This window comes from Bradyrhizobium sp. SHOUNA76, from assembly GCF_023006445.1.
GTDB lineage: Bacteria > Pseudomonadota > Alphaproteobacteria > Rhizobiales > Xanthobacteraceae > Bradyrhizobium.
This window is the reverse complement of record NZ_JALBHA010000034.1, coordinates 1-20714: the sequence shown is the minus strand read 5'-3', so window position 1 is coordinate 20714 and position 20714 is coordinate 1. Positions and strand designations below refer to the sequence as shown.

Here is a 20714-nt window from a genome sequence, read left to right as displayed (position 1 = left end):
ACCGAAGTACTTTCCCTATGTTAGCTAAGGTTGGTTGTTCGGTGGTCTTTCAATGAAGCGCCGGCTGCCATTGAGAAGTTCAAGGTTGTTGGCGATAACGGGATTACCAGGATCGAGCGAATAGGCCTTTTCGAACTTCCGTCGCGCCGCACTCAGATTGCCGCGCAGCATGTACGAATATCCCTGGTCATTCAGGATCTGAACGGTTTCGCCTCCCAGCCGGATCGCTTGCGCATAGGCCTGATCGGCCAGGTCGAAACGACGCAGCTTGTCGTAGCTCGCTGCGAGACCAATCCAGGCCGTGACGTCCTTGGGTGATTTCTCGACGGCGTCCTTGAAATAGCGCTGTGAGAGCCCGTAACTGCCGCGATTGTAATGCTCCAGCCCCAGCCGCACAGGCTCGTCCGACGGGTAGTACTTGACGTCGGTCGGCTCCTGCACCGGGTCCCCACCCGGTGGCTCGACCGGAGCCACGATGGCAGCCTCCCTCGTGGTATAGTCACATCCCGCAAGGCCTGGCGCCAGCCAGCAACAGGTCAGCAGTAGAATGGCACGTCGCATAATTTTTGTCCCCCGCCCGGCCCAGCGGACTCACTGCACCGCACGCAAATGTCCCTCGTAAACTCAACTACCAAAAGCCGCTACCTGCCCGCCGCCCCGCCCACTGGCACCGATACTCCCGCCGATGCTCCCGCACCCAATCCAGTTACGTTGACATTCTGCGTGACCGGAGGCCGCTGGCCCATGAGTTTCGTCGGATCGCCCATGTCGGGAAGCTGATCCACCGGCTGTTGCTGGTTGCCGTATCGCGTTACGGCCGCACCCACGCGCCGCGCGTCGTATGCGATCCGGCGATCGCCGACGTATCGCGGCCATGGATGGATTGTATGAGTCACGGCGTTGACCTGCTTGGCATCGCCGGCGGTCATCGTGATGCTGTTTGAACGCTGAAAGTAGCGGTCCACCTCGTCATGACCGGCGACGCCGTAACATCCCCCGAGCAGGATGGGCGCAAACAGAACCAGATACCTGATCGTCATCTCGCGCGTCCTCTAGTTTAGAGTTTTGACGACCGTCTGATCGGCACTAGCGGCCGGGACGACGACGGGGGCCCGGACTTCAGGCGCGATGATGTGGCCATACGGTCCCTTCACCTCGCCTCCGGAATTGACGTAGTCATTGTAACGCTTGCGGACTTCCATCTGGCCGTTGAGGAAGAAATCGACGTCGTTGGCGGGCAGACGGGAGTCGAGTGGCGAGGCCAGTTGCTGACCGGGTGCCGCCGGCGCCACCAGGCGCGGCGTCACGATGATCACCAGATCGGTCTCCTCCTGCTGATACGATTTGCTGCTGAACAGGCTTCCAATCACCGGCACCGAGCCGATCCAAGGCAGTTGCGAAACGTCCTGCCGATTCCGGGTCTGGAGCAGACCGGCGATCGCAAAGCTCTGGCCGTCGCGCAACTCAACCGTGGTTCGCGCGTCGCGGCGGGTCAGAGCAGGAACGGTCGTCCCCTGGATCGTCACCGCGTTGGCGAAATCAAGTTCGCTGACCGACGGCTCGACGCGAAGATTGATCACACCGCGCGAGAGCACAGTGGGGACGAAGGCGAGCTCAACACCGAACTTCTTGTAGTCAATTGTGATGGTAGGAAAGCCGTTTGTCGTCTGGGTCGGGATCGGTACTGGAAACTCGCCGCCGGCGAGAAAGCGGGCGGCATCGCCGGACAGCGTGGTCAGATTTGGCTCCGCCAGCCGGCGTGCCAATCCTTTGGTTTCCAGCGCCGAGATCAACAGGTCCACCGAGCCCCCGCTGCTGGTCCTGACAATGCTGGTCAACAAGCTTCCGAACGGGGCCGGTGCGATGCCCCCCGCAGTACCGGCGAGCGTCCCCAGAGTTCCGAGGATTGGAAGGCTCCCCGTCGGGTCCTTGCCGACAGTTCCTCCCCCGGCACCGAGAGGACCGTTGGCGGTATTGATCCCACCAATCGGTGACCGACCAGCGGCGGTCACACGACCCAGCCCGGTATTACCAACGTTCGTGCCGTTGGCATTGGCCGCATAAAGATTGACGCCGAGGTTGCGGCCGGCTTCTCGGTTGACCTCAAGAAAGCGCACCTCGAGCATCACCTGTTGCGGCGCCGCGACGCTCATCGCGTTAACGACGACGCCCCCTTTTGCGACCGTGCTGGTGGCGATCGCCATCGCCCGCTCGGCCGTAACTGCGTCAGCGGCGACCCCGCTGAGCACCACCTGGCCCTCGGAAGCCGACACGCGAATACCCTGTCCGCCGGTGCTGGTCCGGATGTTCTGCTGCAGATTGCCGGTATCGATCACGACCTCGACGTCGAGGATCCCGATCTGCTTCATCGAGCTGTCGAACAGGATGACGTTGGTAGTGCCGGTCTGTTTGCCCTGCACGTAGATGAGATGATCGCTCAGCGACTTCACGTCGACGATGTCAGACGAACCCGCCACGATCGTCGCAAAGGCCGTGTCGACTTTGAAGGTGCGTGACTTGTTGACGACGAGCTTGACCCGCTGGACGTCATTCATCTCGCTGACGATGACGCCGCCGGAGGAGCCGCGCCGGTCTGCAGCCGCCGCGCGGTCGGTGAACCCAGAGGAGGCGAGCGCCGCGCCCAGACCCATCACGCCGAAGGCGAGAAGCCTCCAGACCTTGCTACCCGAAACGCGATCGCCAGTCATCCGAGTCCCCCCACTGCGATCCACGGAGATCCCCGCAAATCTACGTACTCGACGTCCTCAACATGTCCCCTCTGCGCACCACGTCGCAGAGCTTACAATCTGTCCCACTACAATTCGTTACTTCGTGTTTCCAAGATCATCCTCCTTCATGCAGGCAGGTTGCAAGACGTGATACTTACCGCACCGCCGCGAGCAGAAAGAAAACTCTTCAATGTTGCCAGCGCGCATCATTCCCACGGGCTGTGGGGAACTATCCCGCAGCACGACCGCCGTTGGCGCGCTCGCGTCGCGGCTTTGCTATCGAAGGACATTCGGTCGCACGCTTGGAGATTCGCTTGCCGAGTGCAAATCACTCTGATGCAATTCCGCACCCGCGCATTTGGCCGAACTCGACCAACCTAGTTCCCGTGCAAAATATGTCAAGCATGCTGCCATATTTGGGCTAGAAGGGAATCTGGTTGGAGGCGCTCGGCGCGTTGAGCGTTGTGCCCCATATGGGCATCAGCATCGTAAACTTTGCCTGGGAAGCTGTAACACTCAGGCTGTTGCTGTTGGCCCCCACGGTCAGCGTTGGCGTCAGACCTCCGAAAAACAGGAAGGGGGCCGCGTTCTTCTTGGCGGCGGTGGACAGGGGATCCCCGATGCAGCCGGCCGGCGACTGCGGCGGGCTTTGAAGCAAGGCAGGCGTATAGCAGCTAATCATGACCGCACGGGCGCCAGCACTCGCGAGCGTCCGCAAGGATTGCATCGTGATGGCATAGCGCCCGAGATCGAAGATGACGAACATCAACGTGAAAAGCGCCACGGACACCATGATAAATTCAAACGGCGCCATCCCGCGATTGTCGAGCTTTCTCATCATTGCACCAAAGCGACAACTTGGGTGTAAATGATGGTGGCCGGAGCACAGCCTTGCGTGCTGAGGTAGCCGCCACCGCTCATGTGGATCGTTTTGGCGATCACTTGCGAACAGGTCGTATTAGAGCTGGCAGTCGTACCGGCCCAGCTAACGTCGACCTTGGGGAAGTAGATTGCCCCGCCCAGGCTAACCTGGCCGCCACCGTTTATGGTGACCTTGTTGCTGGTCTTGCTCGGGGCCTGATCATCAATCAGGACGCCATTTAGATCAGAGGAGAAGGTGTTAGTGGCAGGTGCGGAGAGATCAGCCGTCCCCCCGTTGATGGTAAGCTGCGAGTCTCCGAGCAAGACGAGGGTTACGCCCACGCCTTTCAGTTGTCCGCCGGTCATCTTTATATTTGCTTTGTAGAAGAAATATGTTCCCGGGTCCAAAACGTACTTGTCGCCGTTCTGCACCGTGAAACTGCCGTAGGCTCCAGTCCCGGCGCTATTTGGCGCGCAATGCTTCCACCCATCCGCCTGAAGGGTGCAGGGCATATTTGTATTGCCCGTCCTGCTGTTGAACGATGCGGTGTCCAGTTTGCTGAGCGGATTGCTAGCGTACGTCATGAAATAGTTGTGCGGCACGCTAACATTGCTGCAGCTGCCTGTGGGGGTGCAGCCACTTACACCATAAACTGCCCATCCCGAGCCGGTGAACGTTGGAGTGCTGGCGAGTTGAACACTGGTATCCGACATCAGAGCGCAGCCAGTTCCGTTGTTGCTGAGGTTACCAGCAAGCTTGAGTGCGCCTGAGTCAGGTCCAAGCGCCAGGACGCAGGCCTCGGTCGGCTGCTGGACCATTGCAATGGCTTGGGCGGGGATGTTGACGGTGGTCAAACCCAGCACGGCCGCCAGGTACGCCGGTTGTTGCTGGCTGACTCTGGCGCGAACAGCGTTGCCGGTGCCTGCAGGTGGCGTTGTGAACGCGCCCGCATTGTAATCGCCGATATCGATCTGCACGGCCCGCGAGGTTCTGGTCGGTAGGCTTGTCGGACAGTTTCTGCCCGGATAGCCGGTAGCGTCGTTGGGACTGTAGTTGCAAAACCCATTCTGAGCCGCGAATTCCTTGCCGCGATAATCCACTGTCTGGGTTTCGCAGGCCGCACCCGCCATCGTACATGACAGCCGCAATGCGCCCGAATAGGCCGCTGAGTCGGCGGCGTTCTGCGCGTGCTGGCGGGTGACGTACCACGATCCGGCCTCGGCCCCGATCGCGACTACTCCGATGAGCGGCACGAGAGCGATGACTGTTGCTAATGCGGCGGAACCTCGTTGGGAACTGAGCAGATCACGCATGGAAACACCCTACTGGAAGCGTTCTGAGTGACGCAGCGTATACGTGCAGGTGGTCGGACACAGCAGCGAACTCACAAAAGGCGGGCGTGCCCCAAGCGGGGCCAAAGTGATGGTTGTCGAAAATGTAATGTACTTTGGAGAAGCTAGATTGCTTGGCGAACAGGCGGCGCCTGCGTCACCGCACAAAACCTGAAGGTTGCTGATCGCATGACCAGAGACTGTCGTCTGTAGCCCAGTCTTCCAGCTCACCGTGCCGTCAGGGGCGAGCGGGTTAGCGTACTGCACATATTGCCCGAAGGAGCGCAATGCGCTCCATGCGGAGATAAACTGGAAGCCCGCAGCAGCCAGGTCGGCGAGCGGCACAAGCAGGAACGACGCCAAGAAAATGTAGACGATCATGGCCTCAAGCCCGACGGCGCCGCGTTGATCCACGATCAACGACTTCTTGTGGCTCATGAGTTGACCTCCACCGATACTCACCCTTCCGGTCTCGACCGGAACAGCACTCACCAAACGTAAGGGATCACTCTCCAGCGCGATGCTTCGTAACTGGAATATTCCGGGCAGTTGCGCCGAAGCAGGTCCTCTTCGTAATAGATTCGGCAAACCTGAACGCCGATATGCAAGACGAGCAAGACCGCTGTTAGCGGTGTCGGACTTCTCAACACCACACCCAACACCGCGATTTCTTCCGCGAGGTAGAGCGGGTGCTTGATCCACCGATACGGACCCGTTTGCACCACGTTGCGCGCCTGTGGCACCAGACTGAACGACCTGCCAAGATGTCGGATGGTGACCAGCATCATGATCATGCCGATCAACACGCACGCGGTAGACGCCAGGTTCGGCAACGCCTTGTCGGTTTCGCCGAAGAAGGCGATCGTCCACGGCATATAGGTGCCGACGAACGCCGCGATCCTTGGGAGACGGCCCTTCGCTTGCGCCTTCGCCGGCGGCCGCGTGATGATCAACAGCGCCAGGAGCACGTAGAAGGCAGCGAGGCAGACACTCGACAGGAGCGACGGCCAGGGATCATGAGCCGATGATCCGATCTTGATGGCGACGCCAAACGCCAGCAACATGAACCACATGCCGCCGAACAGTTGCATTGTTCGATCGTAAGAGGACGGTTTCGAAAGGACAATCGTGCTCATGGCTACTTACCGAAGCTGGCGAACGAACGCACGAGGTGCAGAATGGGACTTCCTCCCAAAATGACGAACATGGCTGGAAGCAGGAACAACACCATCGGAATGGTCAGCTTGGCGCCCAACTTGTGTGCTCTTTCTTCAAGCTTGGTAATACGTTCGCGCCGGAGGTCGACGGCGACACTCCGCAGAGCCTGGCCCACGGGCGTTCCGTATTGCAGGCTTTGGCCGACCATGATTCCGAATCGGCGAAGCCCATCCGACGTAGCTCCCAGTTTCTCGAATGCGTCGCTGCGGCTTGGCAGGATCCGGAGATCATCAAGAAGGCTGCTCATGACCCGGGCTATAGCGGGATTGGTCTCCTGCATTTCTTGCGCTACACGTGCCAGCCCGCTTTCCAGGCCCATTCCCGCTTCGCTGCACACAACCAGCAAATCGATCATGTCCGGCGTGCCCAGCCGAATGGCGGCATCAAACCGTCGCTTCAGCACCGCCAGTATCAATCGCGGCGCCAAAATCCCGATCGCCACGCCGATAAGCGTGAAGACCAGCACATCCAGCAGTGCCTTCCCGAAAAGCTGAGCGACACCCCCGGCGATGATCGGGCATAGGGCCATGCTGACGGCTTTGACACCGATCCAGGTCGGCAAGGCTCGATGATGATTGAAACCTGACGATTGAAGGATGGTTCGTAGCTGATCCAGATTTTCCTCAGCATAGAAGCGACGATACCGCATGCCGAGTGACGAAAACCAACCGGTCACGTCCTGGAAGGGTGCGGACCGGCCAGCAACGCCCATCACGGCGTTCGACACCCGGGCGTCCAATGTACGAACGTGTATTTCGCGGATAATCAACATGCAGGACGCAGTCCCAGCTGCCATCGCGAGGGCCACCAGACCAAGACCAAACGTCATAGCTCCGTTTCCCTTCTGACCATCCAACTTATCACCAGGGCTCCGACAAGCACCGAAATGACTGCGTAAGCCAGCAGCTTGTTTCCAACCGGATCGGTGAACAGCAGATCAACCGTTTGCGGATTGGCTGCGTATAGCACCCCACCCGCAATCAAGGGCGAGATTGTCAGCGCCCGGGAGGAAAAGATCACCTCTCCTGCCAGCGCCTTGGCGCGAGCAGCCAGCGCAACACGTTGCCTGACAGTGTCTCCCAGGTTCTGCAAGGTCTCGGCCAGGCTGCCACCGGACTTCAACTGGACGGCAAGTGTCACCGCAAAGATCGCATACTCCGCCACCTGCGTTCGCCGATAGACAGCTTGGACAGCTTCCTCTGCAGGTCTTCCGAGATTCACTTCGCTGCATACGATGGCGAACTGCCCGGCCGTTGGCTGCGGCATATCGCGCGCGAGGGCACGAAATGCCTCGTGCACAGGCAGACCCGATCGCACGGTACTTGTCACCAGTTGGATCGCATCAGGCAGCTGTCGAAAAAGCTGAAGAGCGAAGCGACGTTGCTGCCATCCGAACAGGCCTCGGATCACAATGAGGGTCGCGATTGCAGCGACAATGGACGCGTAGGCGATGGAATATCCCAGCTGGCTGTTCGCATAAAGGATCGCTGCTGCTCCGAAAGCACCGGCAAGCAGCACATAGGCCGGATGCAACGTGTAAGTTATATCGGGATTGTAATTGGACAGCCGATTGAGAAACTGATCCTGAGACCCGCTCTCCAAGCGGCGAATGGATGGCAGGTTAGCCGGATGAGACGTTGGCAGAGCTACCGCCAACCGGCGATTGATGCGTCTTTCCCGAGCGTCGAGCCACAACGAAATGGCTGCTGCGCACATCGCGAGCGCCAGAACAGTGACGATCACGGACTCCAGCGTCATATTTGCCTCATGGCCTCGGTCCAAGCACCATCTAGCCCGAAATAGACAAGACGGCTCTTGAACTTCGGAGTTGCAAGGTTGGACTTATAGCTGCCCGATATCCGCCCGTTCACATCCTCCTCCTGATACTCGAAGGCTGCGATGTCATTGGTGGTGATCACCTCCCCTTCAAGACCGATCACCTCGCTGATCTGAACGATGCGGCGCTGTCCGTCCCGCATGCGTTCGACCTGCACAATGAGATCCAGCGCAGCGACGATCTGACTTCGAATGGCGCGCGACGGTAGATTGACCTGTCCCATCTGCACCATGTTTTCGATGCGGGTCAGGGCATCCCGGGTACTATTCGCGTGCACCGTGGAGATCGAACCATCATGGCCGGTGTTCATCGCCTGCAGCATGTCGAAAGCTTCAGAACTGCGCACCTCGCCAACGACGATCCGGTCGGGACGCATGCGCAGGGCATTCACCAGCAGATCGCGTTGTGTCACCTGCCCTGTGCCCTCGAGGCTGGGAGGCCGGGTCTCCAGGCTGATCACGTGCGGCTGCTGAAGCTGCAACTCCGCCGCGTCCTCGATCGTGACAATGCGTTCGGTGTGATCGATGAACTGACTCATCGCGTTCAGGAGCGTCGTCTTGCCGGATCCGGTGCCGCCGGAGACCAGAACATTGAGCCGCGAGCGGGCGGCGATCTCCAGCAATTGCCCGATGGCCACGGTCATCGAGCCGTTTTCAATCAATCCTGCGATGTCCAACCGGCGGCTTGGAAATTTGCGGATGGAAATGCACGGACTATGGATCGCCAGCGGCGGGAGGATGATGTTGACCCGGCTGCCATCCAGCAGGCGACAATCCACCATCGGACTGGATTCGTCGACGCGCCGACCAACCTGCGCGGCAATCTTCTGAGCGACGGAGGCGATGTGATCATTGTCGCGGAAGCGCACCGCAACTCGTTCCAGCTTGCCGCTTCGCTCCACGTAGACATTACTTGGACCGTTCACCATGATATCGTTGATCGATTGGTCCAGCAGTAGCGGACGGAGCGGCCCGTAGCCGGTCATGTCGTCGGCAATTTCGTCCGCAAGCTGCAGCTGCTCGCGGCCCGACAGCTCAAGCCGTTCCTGGTTGGCAATGTGATGGATGATCTCTTCAATCTGCCGCCGGAGAACCTCCCGCGAGACGGTTGCGGCCACCGCGGGTTCGATCTGCTCAATCACCCGCTCGCGCAGCGAAGGCGGGATTATGGGTTGGTGGATCGCTGGTTCGTCGCGCCTTGGCGCAGGTGACGGCACGCTCGGTGCGGATGCAGCCGCGCTGGGCGGCGGCAAAGGCAAGCCCATCGCAGATGCGGGGAGGCTTGTCGCCAATGAAGATACGTGAGCTGGCGCGTCGTCTTCACGCCTACCAAATTTTTTCATCGCAGATGTGCTGTGAGCACCCTCCTCCACCAGCCAGTCCGCTCGGCAGCGACGCCGCTGATCTCCCGTACGATCGGTGCCAGGTGACGCCGCAATTTTCTGACGTGCTTCAGAGCTGGAATTCCGAGATTGAGCGCCTCGGTCATGCCCTTGCCGAGATCGGGAACGACGATGTCGGGCTCTGCACCCAACGCCTTGACAACCGCCGCCCGCGGCAGGCCCCCGGGACGACCGGCCCGGTTGAGCAAGGTAAAGACCCGGTCCTTGCCCGCGATGTTGATCACGGCGGTGCGTAGCGCATGGGCATTGCGAAGTCCGGTCACCTCGGATTCGAGCAGCACCATCACATGACGGGAAAGCGCAATCACGGGATAGATCGACGGCGGAAACGGGACGGGTACATCGACGACGATGTAGTTGAACCGTTGACGCAGCAGACCCAGCACGTGTCGTACGCCAGCTTCCGTAATTTCAAGCTGCGCATCGAGGTCCTCGTCGGCCGAGACCAGGCAAACCCTTTCGTTGACTTCGATTGCCGCGCGCTCGAGGAAGAGTGTGTCCGCCCGCGTCGGATTTTCCAGAGCGATACGCAGCCCCGGCCCCGGACGAACACCCAGCATCACGGCAGCCTCGCCGCCCTGCAAATGAAGATCAAGCAGCGCCACCTTGGCCTTGGTTGTCTCGGCAAGTTGCAGCGCCAGATTGATCGCGATGCTCGTGGCGCCGGCGCCGCCCTGCGCCCCGCAGATCGAGACCACGTGCCCGCCACGATCGATCTGGTTGGCTGCCACGTCGCCGAGCAGCTTGGGGCGCAGCTTGTCCAGCACCATATCGCGCGTGAGCGGCCGCGGCAGATACTCGGTCAAGCCGAGCTCCAGGAGCTCACGGTAGAAGGTGATCTCCCTGTTATCGCCGATCACGGCTACGCGGACATCGGGCGGACAGACGCCGGCCAGCCTTTCCAGTTCGGTAAAAGGATCATCGATGCCACTGATGTCTACCACCAGCGCAAACAGGTCGGTGTCGGTTTCAAGCATCCGTATGGCATTGCGGATGGTGCCGCGCCTGATCGAGAGGTTGGCGCCTTCGAGCCCCTTGCGCAGCGCCGCAGCGCTGAGCTCATCATTTACGAAACCGATGATGCGGTTACGCGTGACGATCGACGTCGATTCTTCAGGCGGAGTGGCTATGGCAATGTTCATCAACGTTTCTCCGACAACCTGTTATCGTAACCCACCGCCGTTGCAGTCGGGCGACCAGCTTCCGATGCACCGTCGCAGCTGACGAGAGCGTCTTCTACTTGCTTCCTGACCGTGTATTGTTTGACCTCACCGCCTGAATGAACGACCACTGCCGTTCTCTGTGCGGAAATTGCATACTGGCGGGCAAGTTCAGGCGACACATCACAGCTCGACATCGCGCCGGTGTCTGCCTTGTCCCACTGATCGACCGCTGCGCGCACGGCCAAGGAAACCGTCCCGAGCTGCTTTGCGACGGTGACTTTCTTGACCTGTACCGGCGTAAGCTCCAGTGACACGGTCTGCGTTTGCTTACCTGCCATCCCGCTGATGGGGCGTGCGCCCTGCACGATCTCCTGATCGATCGCGATGACTCGAACATTCCGCAGAATGGTTTCGCTCAGTGCGCGACGCGCGGTGTCGACTTTCTCGAAGACCTGGGTCAACACGACGTCCACGTGATCGCCTGGCCTGATGAGGCCCGAGACACCGGCCTCCTCGTCAACCTTGATGCTGATGGCAAGGCTGTCTGGCGCCAGGACACTGGCGAGGAAACCCCGGTCCCGCGGACGCAGGATATCCTGCAACGTAACGGGACTGCCCGCTTCGACGAAGTTGCGGATGAGAGAACCCGGAAGTCCGGCCTTGGACTCGGGGGCGTCAAGGATAGCCCCCGGGGGAACGCGCTCCGGCGGCACCGAGCGCACGGTGAAATCCTCTTCGCGGGCCAACGTCCCCCTCGGCAATGGCCGTGCCGCGACAAAGTATCCGGCGGTCGCCGGCGCCGCCGGCGCTAGGGGCATCGCTGTCACTTGTACCGGGACCGGAGGCTGCGCCTTCGGCAGGTTCATGCTATAGGCAATCAGTCCAAACGCTGTGGTTGCAAGCAAAAGCACCACGATGATCGACAGACGCAGCGCGGATGACATTTCATGATCCTTTGCTCAAAATGGTCCAGATGCCGCCACAGGCGATAGCAACTCCGTAAGGCAGCGGGGCGTGTCGCAAATGGCGCCAACGCTCGATCGCGTAGATCCGCCGTGCGAGCGACGATCCGGCGGGTGCCAACCTGGGATACGGCAGGTGACGCATCATCAGATGCACCAAGGCGAGAACGCCGCCGGCCAGCACGGTGACCGTCAGCAACTGCATCACGCCACTCGGCGGGAGACCAACCGCCAGGGCAACCAGCAGCTTGACGTCGCCGCCACCAATTCCTCCGCGCGCGTATAGGACAAAAAGGAGCAGGAAGAGGATCGTGGCTGCGATCAGCGACACGGCGACTTCTATCGGGCTGGGCAATTGACCGGCGACCCCAAGGAGCGCCAGCGCGAGACAAAATTCGTTTGGGATCGAGCGCGTCGCCACGTCTATCGTTGCGACATAGAGCAACAACAGGATTTCGAGGATCGAGATGGTGGGAGCAATCCAACTCATGAAATGCACGTTTCAAAAAAGTGGAAGGCAAACTAGCGGGAGCAGTCCTGCAGGAGGGGGGCAGCTTGGATTGCCCCCCTCTGGCGCCAAAATGGCGGTATCAACCAGCGATCGCGGTAGTGAAAGCGGTGGTGATTGCGGTGATGCCGGTCGTTAGCGCCGCCCCGATCTGCCCACCAGCTCCACCACCGAACACGGCACCCACTGCGCCAACGATGCAAACCGCGACGATGATGTACTCGAATGACACCACGCCATCCTGGTCCGTTCGCAGACGCTTCAACGCTTCCTTGGTCTCGATGTAATATTGCAACATTTGGAAGAATCCCTTCTTTCAAGATGAATTTGCAGACACCTCGGCAACTTCCAGCGGCTGCGGATTTATGTCCGGCCCCGCCAGCGATAAACTATCTATTAAATGTTTATTATCGTCAACATTTAATATATAATGTCTTCCGGAATAAATACTCGCGAAACGCACCGACGCGAAAATCAAAGATCAGAAAAAATGTTGTGAAACAAAGACGATAGCTGGCCCCGACAATCGATTTGGGGCAGAGCGACGGCTGAGATTCGGCAAAGCTTCACCGGAATAATACGGGCCCCCTAATGGTATATTTTTATTATTCGGAACTTCAGCATTCTGCGAAGTGATGAGCTGTGGTACTGCATACACCCGTCAATCCACTCACATATAATCTATGTCGATGCTGCGACCAGGCCGGCGCATGGCGCAGATTTCGCGACGTGCGAAGGCGCGACGCAACACATCTGTCCGCGACGAGTGAGGTGATCCCTCCGAAGATTCTGATCGCACAGATCGCTGCCTCGCAGCCGCATGATTCCGTCAGCTGCACTGGCGTGACGCAATCATTAATTCGGGCTCGCGCGATATCTGCGCCATTTTCAAGCAGGGGCTCGACGGCGATGCCGTCATCAAGACTTACAGCGTAGTGCGGCGGCGAACAGTCTTTCAATCCGCGTGCTGCACGTCGGCACCTGGCGCGAGCAACAGGCGCAGAAGGTCCATTCGGTCCGCACGCGAGGTTAATCCGGCGATCAGCGAGGGAAAACCGGACCCTCAGGATAATTGGAGCCGCGATCCAGCAACGTGGAAACGGAGCGGACTCCAGTAGATCACAACTCGAGCGGGAATTCGGTCAATCCGAGATCAACGGAATGCGGACTATTTCGGAAACTCGAGGGGATGCGCCGGCTCCATCAACAAAGCGTTGAGCTTGCCCGCGCGGTAAGCGCTCGATGGCTCTAAACATTATACCTTTTACAGCGCGCCTCTCGTTCGCCCTTTTGTTTTCGCCGCCATTTGCGTCGCCGGGATGAGGCATGTGTTCCTCCGTGCGCCGATCGGCGCCGTTGCTAATGCTTCTTCTATCACTTGCCTTGTCTGCTTCATTTCTGCCGAAACGACTGATTGAATGACATTGCGAGCGGCCCGACGATGTAATCAAACGCAGTTCGCTGAACGGTCGGGATCATAACGATCGCCGGCATCCCAGGATACAGGCGAATGTTCGGCATGTCCGCCAACTCACCCTGATCAATCCGCACAAAGGCCGTGTAGTACGGCGCATTTGTCTTGGGATCAGTGAGGCGGTCAGCCGAAACCTGAATGACGTCGCCGTGAATGATCGGGACGATCCGCTGCTTGTAGGCAGTGAGATGGACTTCGGCGCGCATATTGGGATGTACGTCGCTGATGTCCTCCACCGCAACCTGGGCTTCGATGGTGAGTGCGTCCTCGGCCGGTACGATGTCGAGGATCTTGTCGCCGCGCTGGATGACGCCGCCGACGGCGAACACGGTCAATCCCACCACCCGGCCGGTATAGGGCGCCCGAATTTCCATTCGACCCAGTACCGACTTTGCACTCAGCGCCTTCGGAATGACCTCGAGCAATCTGGCCTGCGTGTCGCGCAAGTCCTTGGTGACATCTGTCATCCGATCATTGTCGAGTTGGGCGATCTGCTGCTCCTGCTCGGCGATGGCCTGGCGGGCCTTCGCGATACCAGCTTTTGTATCGGCGATCTGGCCTTCCAAACCGTACGCCGTCCGCTCCAGCTGGAGAATTCGCGGACGCGTAATCAGGCCCCGTTCGACCAGCGGCGCAAGATCCTTTGCCTCGTTGCGGACCGAGTTGATCTGATCGGTGAAGGCCTTGACCTGCGCCTCAGCGCCCACAATTTGTGACCCAAGCTGGTTGATCTTCTCACGAATGACGCTTCGCTGCCCGTCAAGCGATGCTCGCCGACTGTCGAACTGATTGAGCTGACCGGTCCACACGCTCTTAAAGTAGGGGTCATCAGAGCGCGCCCTCAAATCGGCCGGCATGGTCAGCTCGGATCCATGATCGAGTTCCGTCAGGAGCCGTACTTCCGTCGCACGCAGCACGGCGTATTGTTGTGTGAGCACCTCATACTCGGCGCGGACCTGCGTATCGTCCAGAACGATCAAGAGATCGCCGGCCAGCACCCGCTCCCCTTCCCGGACATGCAATTCCCTGACAATGCCACCATCGAGGTGTTGGACGCTCTTGCGGTTGCCGTCGACCTTGATGATAGCATTTGCAACCACGGCGCCGTTGAGTGGTGCCGTCAGCGCCCAGGTGCCGAAACCGCCGAAAAAGATGGCAATGATCAGCCATCCCGCAAGCGCCACGCGACGAATGGAGTCGTTCGGTGCACCGCCCCTGAGTTGGTCAATCGTCAAGCTTGGCGCCAATGCGCGTGGTTTCGACCGGCTTGTAAACTCCAACAGCGCCATGAGCATGTCCTAACCCGTCGTCTCGCGGACCGTGTGGACCGGTACAGGCCTCGTCATGCGGGCCAGGATCTCGGCGCGCGGTCCGAACATCTCGACGACGCCTTCACGCAGAACCAGGATCTTGTCAGCCATGCCGATGGTGGCCGGCCGATGGGAGATAGTCACCACCGTCGTTCCGCGCTTCTTGAGTTGCATGATGCAATCTGCGAGAGCGGCGTCGCCGTCCGAGTCCAGATTTGAGCTCGGCTCGTCGAGCACGACCAGGCTGGGATTGCCGTACACCGCCCGCGCAAGGCCAATGCGCTGACGGTAGCCGCCGGACAAAATCCCGCCGCCTTCCCCAACGTGAGTGCCATAGCCCTCGGGTAGGCGCAGGATCATGTGGTGCACCCCGGCCATACGCGCCGCCAAGATGATCTGTTCATCTGCCCCGGCATTGAACCGGCAGATATTTGCCGCAACGGTGTCGGCAAATAATTCGACGTCTTGCGGCAAATAACCGAGGTGGCCGCCGAGCGAGGTCTTGATCCAAGTGGAAGCATCGGCCCCGTCGATGCGAACCGCGCCCGCCGACGGGGCCTGCACGCCCACGATGTGGCGCGCCAGCGTGGATTTACCGGCGCCGGACGGACCGATGATTCCGAGCACTTCACCCGGTTCGAGCTGAAAGGTGACGCCACGCAGGATCGGCTTCGAAACTCCCGGTGCAACGCAGGACACGGCTTCGAAAGACAGGCGGCCCTCCGGTCTTGGCAGCGCGAGCTGGGGTTCCTCCACGTGATAAGCAACCAGCAGCTCGCGCACACGCAAGAAAGCGCCACGCGCCGAGATGAGACCGCGCCATGATCCCACGATCTGCTCGACCGGCTGCAAGGCGCGGCCAAGCAGGATGCTGGCGGCAAACATCGCCCCGGCAGTCGTAAGCCGCTCGATCACGAGATAGGCGCCGAGTCCTAGGATCAAGGATAGCATTGCAAGCCGCAGAAAGCGGATCAGGCTCTGGATCGTGGCCGCGCGATCACTCGCGACTACCTGGCGCTCGAGCATGCGGTTGCGATCCCGGCTCCAGCGCTTCAAGAGGCCTGCCGTCATGCCCATCGCGCGCACCACTTCGGTGTTGCGCAGGCTCATCTCCGTGAAATTATAGTTTCGGCTTGCCGCTTCATTCGACTCCGACAGCGGCGGCTTGACGATCCATTCGTTGAGGACCGCCATCAGGATCAGGATGATCGAACAGGCCAGCGCAAAGATGCCAAGCGCGGGATGTAGACCAAAGATCACCGCGATATAGATCGGCGCCCAGGGCAGATCGAGGATAGCGTGTATCCCGGTGCCGGTGATGAACTGGCGGAAGGTGTCGAAATCGCGCAGCAGATAGCTGCGCGCGGCGGCGGCACGATCGATGATGGCGGTCATGACGCGGGGCGCGATCGTCTGGTCGAGGCGAATGCTGGCACGGGTCAACACGCGGGCTCGAACGGCATCGAGCCCTGCGAGCGCCAGCAACGCCATCAACAGCGCGATCGTGAGCATCAGCAGCGTGATCTCGCTGGCGCTTGCGATCACCCGGTCATAGACCTGCAGCATGTAGAGCGGCCCTGCCAGGTAAAGCAGATTGATCGCCAAGCTGAAGATCGCGGCAGTGACGAAATAGCGTTGGCAGCCTTGCAGCAAACGCCGGAGTTCGTCGGGCTTCTTGAACGGAGTACTCACATTGCTCAGCGGAAAATCCGCCCCCTTCAGAATTGATGCGGAACACCAGACGTCGTAGTCCAAACTCGGGGCCGCAGATTCGGCCCGACCCATTTACACGCAGCGCATCAGGCCAGATGGTCGTGGTAGCTGATAAGCGTGCCCGTGCTTTTGTCTGTATCTGACTGGAAGCCCGCGGGGTCGTACTGGCCCAACAGGGTAATATTTGCGGTATGGACTCCGTCGGTCACCGACAGGGTTCCTCCGGTACCGGCCTGGTTTGCGACATAGCTCGCGGTCGTGTCGGCCCCGAATGCCACATCGAGGAGATCCAGGTGGTCATCCCCGTTAAATCCGGACACCACCCCGCTAAAGTCGAAGGAGTCATGGAGCACGATTGTCCCGGTCGCCTGGGCATCAAGCGCCACGTTCGCAGACGAGGCGGCTGCGAATTCGAGGGTGGCCGACCCGCTAATCTGAGCCGTTCCGTTACCGCTGACATTGCCGTCGATTGTGACGTTGCCGCCATTGGCCCACAACACACCGGTGTTGATGATGTCGCTGTGGACCTCCAGTCCACCGGTTCCGGTTGCCTCCAGCGTGCCGGTGTTGGTGACGGTGTTCGATCCGGTATCGATGTCGAGTGCGTTGGTGCCGGTGGCGATGATCGTGCCTTCGTTGACCAGCACCATCACCCCACCCCCGAGGTGGCCGGCGCCGGAGATCGTGTTGTCCACATTCGTCAGCGTGACGTCCGAGACCGTTCCGGTGATCACGTTCTCGCTGCTGTCCGAAAGGTCGACGTGGCCGCCGCCCTGCAGCGTGATACCGTGTTCGATGAGCTCGAGGTCGGTCGTGCTTCCGGTCGAGTTCAACTCGATCGTGCCGGTGTTGTCGATAATTCCGGAGAGCGGCAGGATCGCGCCGTTACTGATCACCATGTGGCCGGCGTTTTCCGTGACCGGCGTTTGATCGAAGACGAAGTCGCTTGCGGTAAGCGACGTGGCGTCGACGCCGTTCAGCGTGATCGACTGGCCATCGGCGAGCGTGATCACGGCATTGCCGGCGTTATCATTGAGCGTATGCGCCTGGATGTCGCCAAAGCCGGTGAAGTCGGCATAGCCGATCAGGTCGATCTGATCCGAGGCGACGTCGAAGCTATAGATCACGTCGTGCCCGATCGGCTGCGAGAACACGAACATGTCGTGGCCGCTGGAGCCGGTGAGGTTGTCATTGCCTGAGAGCGCGAAGATGGGGGAGCTTGGCGCATAGGCTTCGATGTTATCCCCAAACGATAGGCTGCCCGTGCTTCCGTCGGCATTGGTCCAGCTTTCCGTGACCTGCAGCAGCATCGCCCCGGTATAGCCAGCGGCCGGCGTGATCGTCAGCCCATCAGGAACGTTCGTCTGTACCAGCCAGCTACCATCGCCGAGTGCGGTGCCGCCGTTCACAATCCAGTCTGATGCAACGCCGGCAAGCGTCACCGTAATCGTGTCCGTTCGGTCTGCCGTTGGATCAGTAAGACCCAAGTTAATGGGGCTACCGGCAACACCCGCGGGGAAGCTGCTATCGTAAAGTACGAAATCTGCGGCGGTTAGTGCCGCCACTTGTCCTGACGTGACACCGTCGAGCGTAGCTATTTGAACGCGGCCTGCAGTGCTGAACCAATTATCGTCAAACCAGACTTCGGTTTTTCCCGTGGTTGAATTGAAAGCCACCACATAGGTGTTGTCGGCATGATTGCCGCTCGTGCCGGTAGAAGCTAGGATCTGCGCAGTTGTTTGCGATCCAGTGATGACAGTGATTTTGCTGTCATTACCATTGTTCATTGACGCAATTGTTGCGGCAGTGGTGAAATCTGCAGCCGCGGGGGTAGCGCCAGCTGGCGTCCCACTGGTGCTGAAATTAACCGCACCTGTTCCGGTCCCTTCCAGGAAGCCGATTTTGTCAGAGCCTACTGCAAAGTCGGTGACCGTGTCGGTGTTCCCATTGCTCTGGAATCGAAATTGGTCAGCGCCGGCACCGCCTGTCAGAGAGTCGTTGCCCGCTCCGCCCCTGATCAAATCCGCACCGCCACCCCCGTTAATAGTATCGGCGCCGGCGCCTCCGGTGACGGTGTCCGCGCTGGCGCTGCCCGTGATCGTCAAGGCTTCGCTTTGATTCCCCAACAGGATTTGGACACCGACCGCAGCCGTCGATGCTGAGATCGCCTCAACGCCTGTGATTGATCCGTCTCCCAAGGTATTGAGGTCGGTCGAGGTCGAAGTCAAATTGATCGTATCTCCACTGCCGGCGCCGAGACTGATCCCGACGCCTGCGCCCTGGATGATCGCATCAAGTTGGGCACCGGTAAGGGTGATGGTATCGTTTCCGCCCGTGCCGGTAAGATTGCCGATCGTGATATTGCTCACGACTGGGGTCCCAAGCCCGGAGATATCGCCGCTTGCCACCACATTCAGTGCGTTTGCTGATCCTGTGCCAAGATTGATGATCGTGAACCCGGCCCATTGCGAGGCAGACATCGTCAATTGATCAATCAACCCGACGCTCCCGGAGAGAGTCTCCACTCCCGTGACACTGCCGGTCGTATAGTCGATGGTAGCAGCATTGGTCAGAACGATAGTGTCTGACCCGGAACCGCCATCGATCGATTCTCCTGGAACGAATTGGCCATCCGCAAGATTGATCGTGTCATTCCCCCCTCCAGCGCTAATCGTGTCCGCACCGGTACCGCCCGTAATCGTATCGCTGCTGCCGCTGCCCGTGATGGTGAAACCTTCGGTCTGATTGCTCAAATTGAGCGTCACCGCCGTCGCAAGCGTCACGTTCTCGATGTTGACGATCTGACCATTGCTAGTGCTGGTGAAATTCGCGCCCACCTGCAATGTGTCGGTGCCAGCGCCGCCGTTGAGCAACGTGTCGTTCTGTGCGCCCAGAATTGTGTCGTTCCCGGTCCCCGCCGTGATGCTGTCAGCGCCGGTGGATCCGGCAATTGTGAAACCTTCGGTCTGATTGCTTAAGTTGAGCGTCACCGCCGTCGTGAGGTTGACGTTCTCGATGTTGGCGATCTGACTATTGCTGGTGCTGGTAAAATTCGCATTCACCTGCAGCGTGTCAGTACCTGCACCGCCATCAAGCAATGTGTCATTCTGTGCGCCTGCGATTGTATCGTTGCCATTACCCGCCGCAATTCTGTCAGCTCCCGTCGACCCGGTAATCGTGAAAGCTTCCGTTTGATTCGACAGATCGATTGTTACGGGATTGGTAAGCAAGACGTTCTCGATATTGACGATTTGAGAATCGCTAGCGCTCACAAAGTCTGCATCCTCTTGCAGAGTATCGGTCCCAGAGCCACCATCGAGTAAATTGTCGTTTGACCCGCCGATAATGGTGTCGTTGTTATTTCCCCCAAAGATCCAGTCTGCGCCTACTCCGCCTCTCAGAATATCATTCCCGTCAAAACCATAGATCGCCGTGTTCGCGCCACCGGCAGTGAAGCCATCATCAGCACTGGTACCAAGGAAAAGGGCGACCACATTTGCAGGTGCGCTACCATCCGTTACCTGCAACGTTCCGGACACCGCCGTTGGCTGCTGAGCAGGCGCAAGATTGAGGGTCGCACCGCTTGTGATTGTAGGGTTCCCGAATGCCGCAGCAAACGGTGCGCCTAGCGATAGCATGGTGTTATCTGGATCGGTCGCGACAAAGCTAATTGTCGATCCGGTGACAGATAAACTGGCAATAGTCGGGGCGTCGTTGGCGCCGTTGATGGTGACCGTCAGTACCGCCGTGTCGGTCAGGCTGCCGTCGGTCACTGTATAGTTGAATATGTCGGTGGTAGACTGGCCTACGTTGAGCGCTTGCACCAGGGGATCGCTCTCGTTGACCACGTAAGTGTAACTCCCATTGGCCGCAACTGTCAGCGTGCCGTGGGTGCCGATTAGGCCCATGCCCAGCGTGCCAGCTGTGCCGGCACCTTCGGTGCCGCCGTTGCGGATCGCGCTGACGGAGAGGCTGCTGTCGACATCGGTATCATTGGTGAGCAAATTGCCGCTGCCGTTGACGCCTCCGGAGCCGTTGGCGGCGCCGCCCTTCTCCGTCGCCGCGATGGCGCCCACACTGGCACTGGTATCATTAACCGCAACCGGCGCGTCGTTGGTCCCGGTCAGCGTGAGCGTCAGCGTCGAGGTCGACGTCGCGCCGTGCTCGTCGGTGACCGTGTAGTTCGCCACCACGGCCGTCGTCGC

General features: G+C 59.7%; 17 protein-coding genes. All 17 read right to left on the bottom strand.

The features are described from left to right. Positions 1-24: 24 nt before the first annotated feature. The 17 genes from MOV74_RS07440 to MOV74_RS07360 all read right to left on the bottom strand — a co-directional run bounded on the left by MOV74_RS07440 (position 25) and on the right by MOV74_RS07360 (position 20699). Positions 25-474, bottom strand: a complete 450-nt coding sequence (locus MOV74_RS07440) for a tetratricopeptide repeat protein (RefSeq protein WP_246919628.1) — start codon at positions 472-474, stop codon at positions 25-27. 167 nt (positions 475-641) lie between these two features. Further along, complete coding sequence (locus tag MOV74_RS07435; RefSeq protein WP_246919624.1) at positions 642-1040, bottom strand: hypothetical protein; 399 nt, start codon at positions 1038-1040, stop codon at positions 642-644. 12 nt (positions 1041-1052) lie between these two features. Further along, the gene (locus MOV74_RS07430; RefSeq protein WP_246919621.1) at positions 1053-2708 is read right to left on the bottom strand and encodes a type II and III secretion system protein family protein; all 1656 of its coding nucleotides are present in this window, start codon (positions 2706-2708) and stop codon (positions 1053-1055) included. A 442-nt stretch (positions 2709-3150) separates the two neighbouring features. Next, positions 3151-3570: a pilus assembly protein gene (locus MOV74_RS07425; RefSeq protein ID WP_309486788.1), complete on the bottom strand. Its 420-nt coding sequence runs from the start codon at positions 3568-3570 to the stop codon at positions 3151-3153. Beyond that, a complete protein-coding gene (locus MOV74_RS07420; protein ID WP_246919615.1) occupies positions 3567-4904 on the bottom strand; it encodes a TadG family pilus assembly protein in 1338 nt (445 codons plus the stop codon). Before MOV74_RS07420 ends, MOV74_RS07425 begins: the two co-directional genes overlap by 4 nt. A 9-nt stretch (positions 4905-4913) precedes the next feature. Then, positions 4914-5360, bottom strand: a complete 447-nt coding sequence (locus tag MOV74_RS07415) for a hypothetical protein (protein WP_246919612.1) — start codon at positions 5358-5360, stop codon at positions 4914-4916. Positions 5361-5410: 50 nt separating this feature from the next. After that, the gene (locus tag MOV74_RS07410) at positions 5411-6013 is read right to left on the bottom strand and encodes an isoprenylcysteine carboxylmethyltransferase family protein (protein ID WP_246919609.1); all 603 of its coding nucleotides are present in this window, start codon (positions 6011-6013) and stop codon (positions 5411-5413) included. A 47-nt stretch (positions 6014-6060) separates the two neighbouring features. After that, complete coding sequence (locus tag MOV74_RS07405; RefSeq protein WP_246919606.1) at positions 6061-6969, bottom strand: type II secretion system F family protein; 909 nt, start codon at positions 6967-6969, stop codon at positions 6061-6063. Further along, positions 6966-7898, bottom strand: a complete 933-nt coding sequence (locus tag MOV74_RS07400) for a type II secretion system F family protein (protein ID WP_246919603.1) — start codon at positions 7896-7898, stop codon at positions 6966-6968. Before MOV74_RS07400 ends, MOV74_RS07405 begins: the two co-directional genes overlap by 4 nt. Next, positions 7895-9319, bottom strand: a complete 1425-nt coding sequence (locus MOV74_RS07395; RefSeq protein WP_246919600.1) for a CpaF family protein — start codon at positions 9317-9319, stop codon at positions 7895-7897. The genes MOV74_RS07400 and MOV74_RS07395 overlap by 4 nt, the downstream gene beginning before the upstream one ends. Further along, positions 9316-10521, bottom strand: a complete 1206-nt coding sequence (locus tag MOV74_RS07390; protein WP_246919597.1) for a pilus assembly protein CpaE — start codon at positions 10519-10521, stop codon at positions 9316-9318. The genes MOV74_RS07395 and MOV74_RS07390 overlap by 4 nt, the downstream gene beginning before the upstream one ends. Continuing rightward, positions 10521-11486 carry a Flp pilus assembly protein CpaB gene (cpaB, locus tag MOV74_RS07385; RefSeq protein ID WP_246919594.1) on the bottom strand — a complete coding sequence of 322 codons (966 nt, stop codon included), beginning with the start codon at positions 11484-11486 and terminating at the stop codon, positions 10521-10523. Before cpaB ends, MOV74_RS07390 begins: the two co-directional genes overlap by 1 nt. Before the next feature lies 1 nt (position 11487). Beyond that, the gene (locus MOV74_RS07380; protein WP_246919655.1) at positions 11488-11994 is read right to left on the bottom strand and encodes a prepilin peptidase; all 507 of its coding nucleotides are present in this window, start codon (positions 11992-11994) and stop codon (positions 11488-11490) included. Between the two features lie 100 nt (positions 11995-12094). Next, complete coding sequence (locus MOV74_RS07375) at positions 12095-12310, bottom strand: hypothetical protein (RefSeq protein ID WP_018458240.1); 216 nt, start codon at positions 12308-12310, stop codon at positions 12095-12097. 1094 nt (positions 12311-13404) lie between these two features. Beyond that, the gene (locus tag MOV74_RS07370) at positions 13405-14775 is read right to left on the bottom strand and encodes an HlyD family type I secretion periplasmic adaptor subunit (RefSeq protein ID WP_246919590.1); all 1371 of its coding nucleotides are present in this window, start codon (positions 14773-14775) and stop codon (positions 13405-13407) included. A gap of 9 nt (positions 14776-14784) precedes the next feature. After that, positions 14785-16488 carry a type I secretion system permease/ATPase gene (locus MOV74_RS07365; protein ID WP_246919587.1) on the bottom strand — a complete coding sequence of 568 codons (1704 nt, stop codon included), beginning with the start codon at positions 16486-16488 and terminating at the stop codon, positions 14785-14787. Between the two features lie 107 nt (positions 16489-16595). Beyond that, positions 16596-20699: an S-layer family protein gene (locus tag MOV74_RS07360; RefSeq protein ID WP_246919584.1), complete on the bottom strand. Its 4104-nt coding sequence runs from the start codon at positions 20697-20699 to the stop codon at positions 16596-16598. Positions 20700-20714 lie beyond the last annotated feature (15 nt).

Coding starts and splice junctions, on each gene's coding strand:
- MOV74_RS07395 (WP_246919600.1), bottom strand. CDS start 9,319: ATGAAAAAATTTGGTAGGCGTGAAGACGACGCGCCAGCTCACGTATCT.
- MOV74_RS07370 (WP_246919590.1), bottom strand. CDS start 14,775: ATGGCGCTGTTGGAGTTTACAAGCCGGTCGAAACCACGCGCATTGGCG.
- MOV74_RS07420 (WP_246919615.1), bottom strand. CDS start 4,904: ATGCGTGATCTGCTCAGTTCCCAACGAGGTTCCGCCGCATTAGCAACA.
- MOV74_RS07435 (WP_246919624.1), bottom strand. CDS start 1,040: ATGACGATCAGGTATCTGGTTCTGTTTGCGCCCATCCTGCTCGGGGGA.
- MOV74_RS07375 (WP_018458240.1), bottom strand. CDS start 12,310: ATGTTGCAATATTACATCGAGACCAAGGAAGCGTTGAAGCGTCTGCGA.
- MOV74_RS07380 (WP_246919655.1), bottom strand. CDS start 11,994: ATGAGTTGGATTGCTCCCACCATCTCGATCCTCGAAATCCTGTTGTTG.
- MOV74_RS07430 (WP_246919621.1), bottom strand. CDS start 2,708: ATGACTGGCGATCGCGTTTCGGGTAGCAAGGTCTGGAGGCTTCTCGCC.
- cpaB (WP_246919594.1), bottom strand. CDS start 11,486: ATGTCATCCGCGCTGCGTCTGTCGATCATCGTGGTGCTTTTGCTTGCA.
- MOV74_RS07425 (WP_309486788.1), bottom strand. CDS start 3,570: ATGATGAGAAAGCTCGACAATCGCGGGATGGCGCCGTTTGAATTTATC.
- MOV74_RS07415 (WP_246919612.1), bottom strand. CDS start 5,360: ATGAGCCACAAGAAGTCGTTGATCGTGGATCAACGCGGCGCCGTCGGG.
- MOV74_RS07390 (WP_246919597.1), bottom strand. CDS start 10,521: ATGAACATTGCCATAGCCACTCCGCCTGAAGAATCGACGTCGATCGTC.
- MOV74_RS07400 (WP_246919603.1), bottom strand. CDS start 7,898: ATGACGCTGGAGTCCGTGATCGTCACTGTTCTGGCGCTCGCGATGTGC.
- MOV74_RS07410 (WP_246919609.1), bottom strand. CDS start 6,013: ATGCAACTGTTCGGCGGCATGTGGTTCATGTTGCTGGCGTTTGGCGTC.
- MOV74_RS07405 (WP_246919606.1), bottom strand. CDS start 6,969: ATGACGTTTGGTCTTGGTCTGGTGGCCCTCGCGATGGCAGCTGGGACT.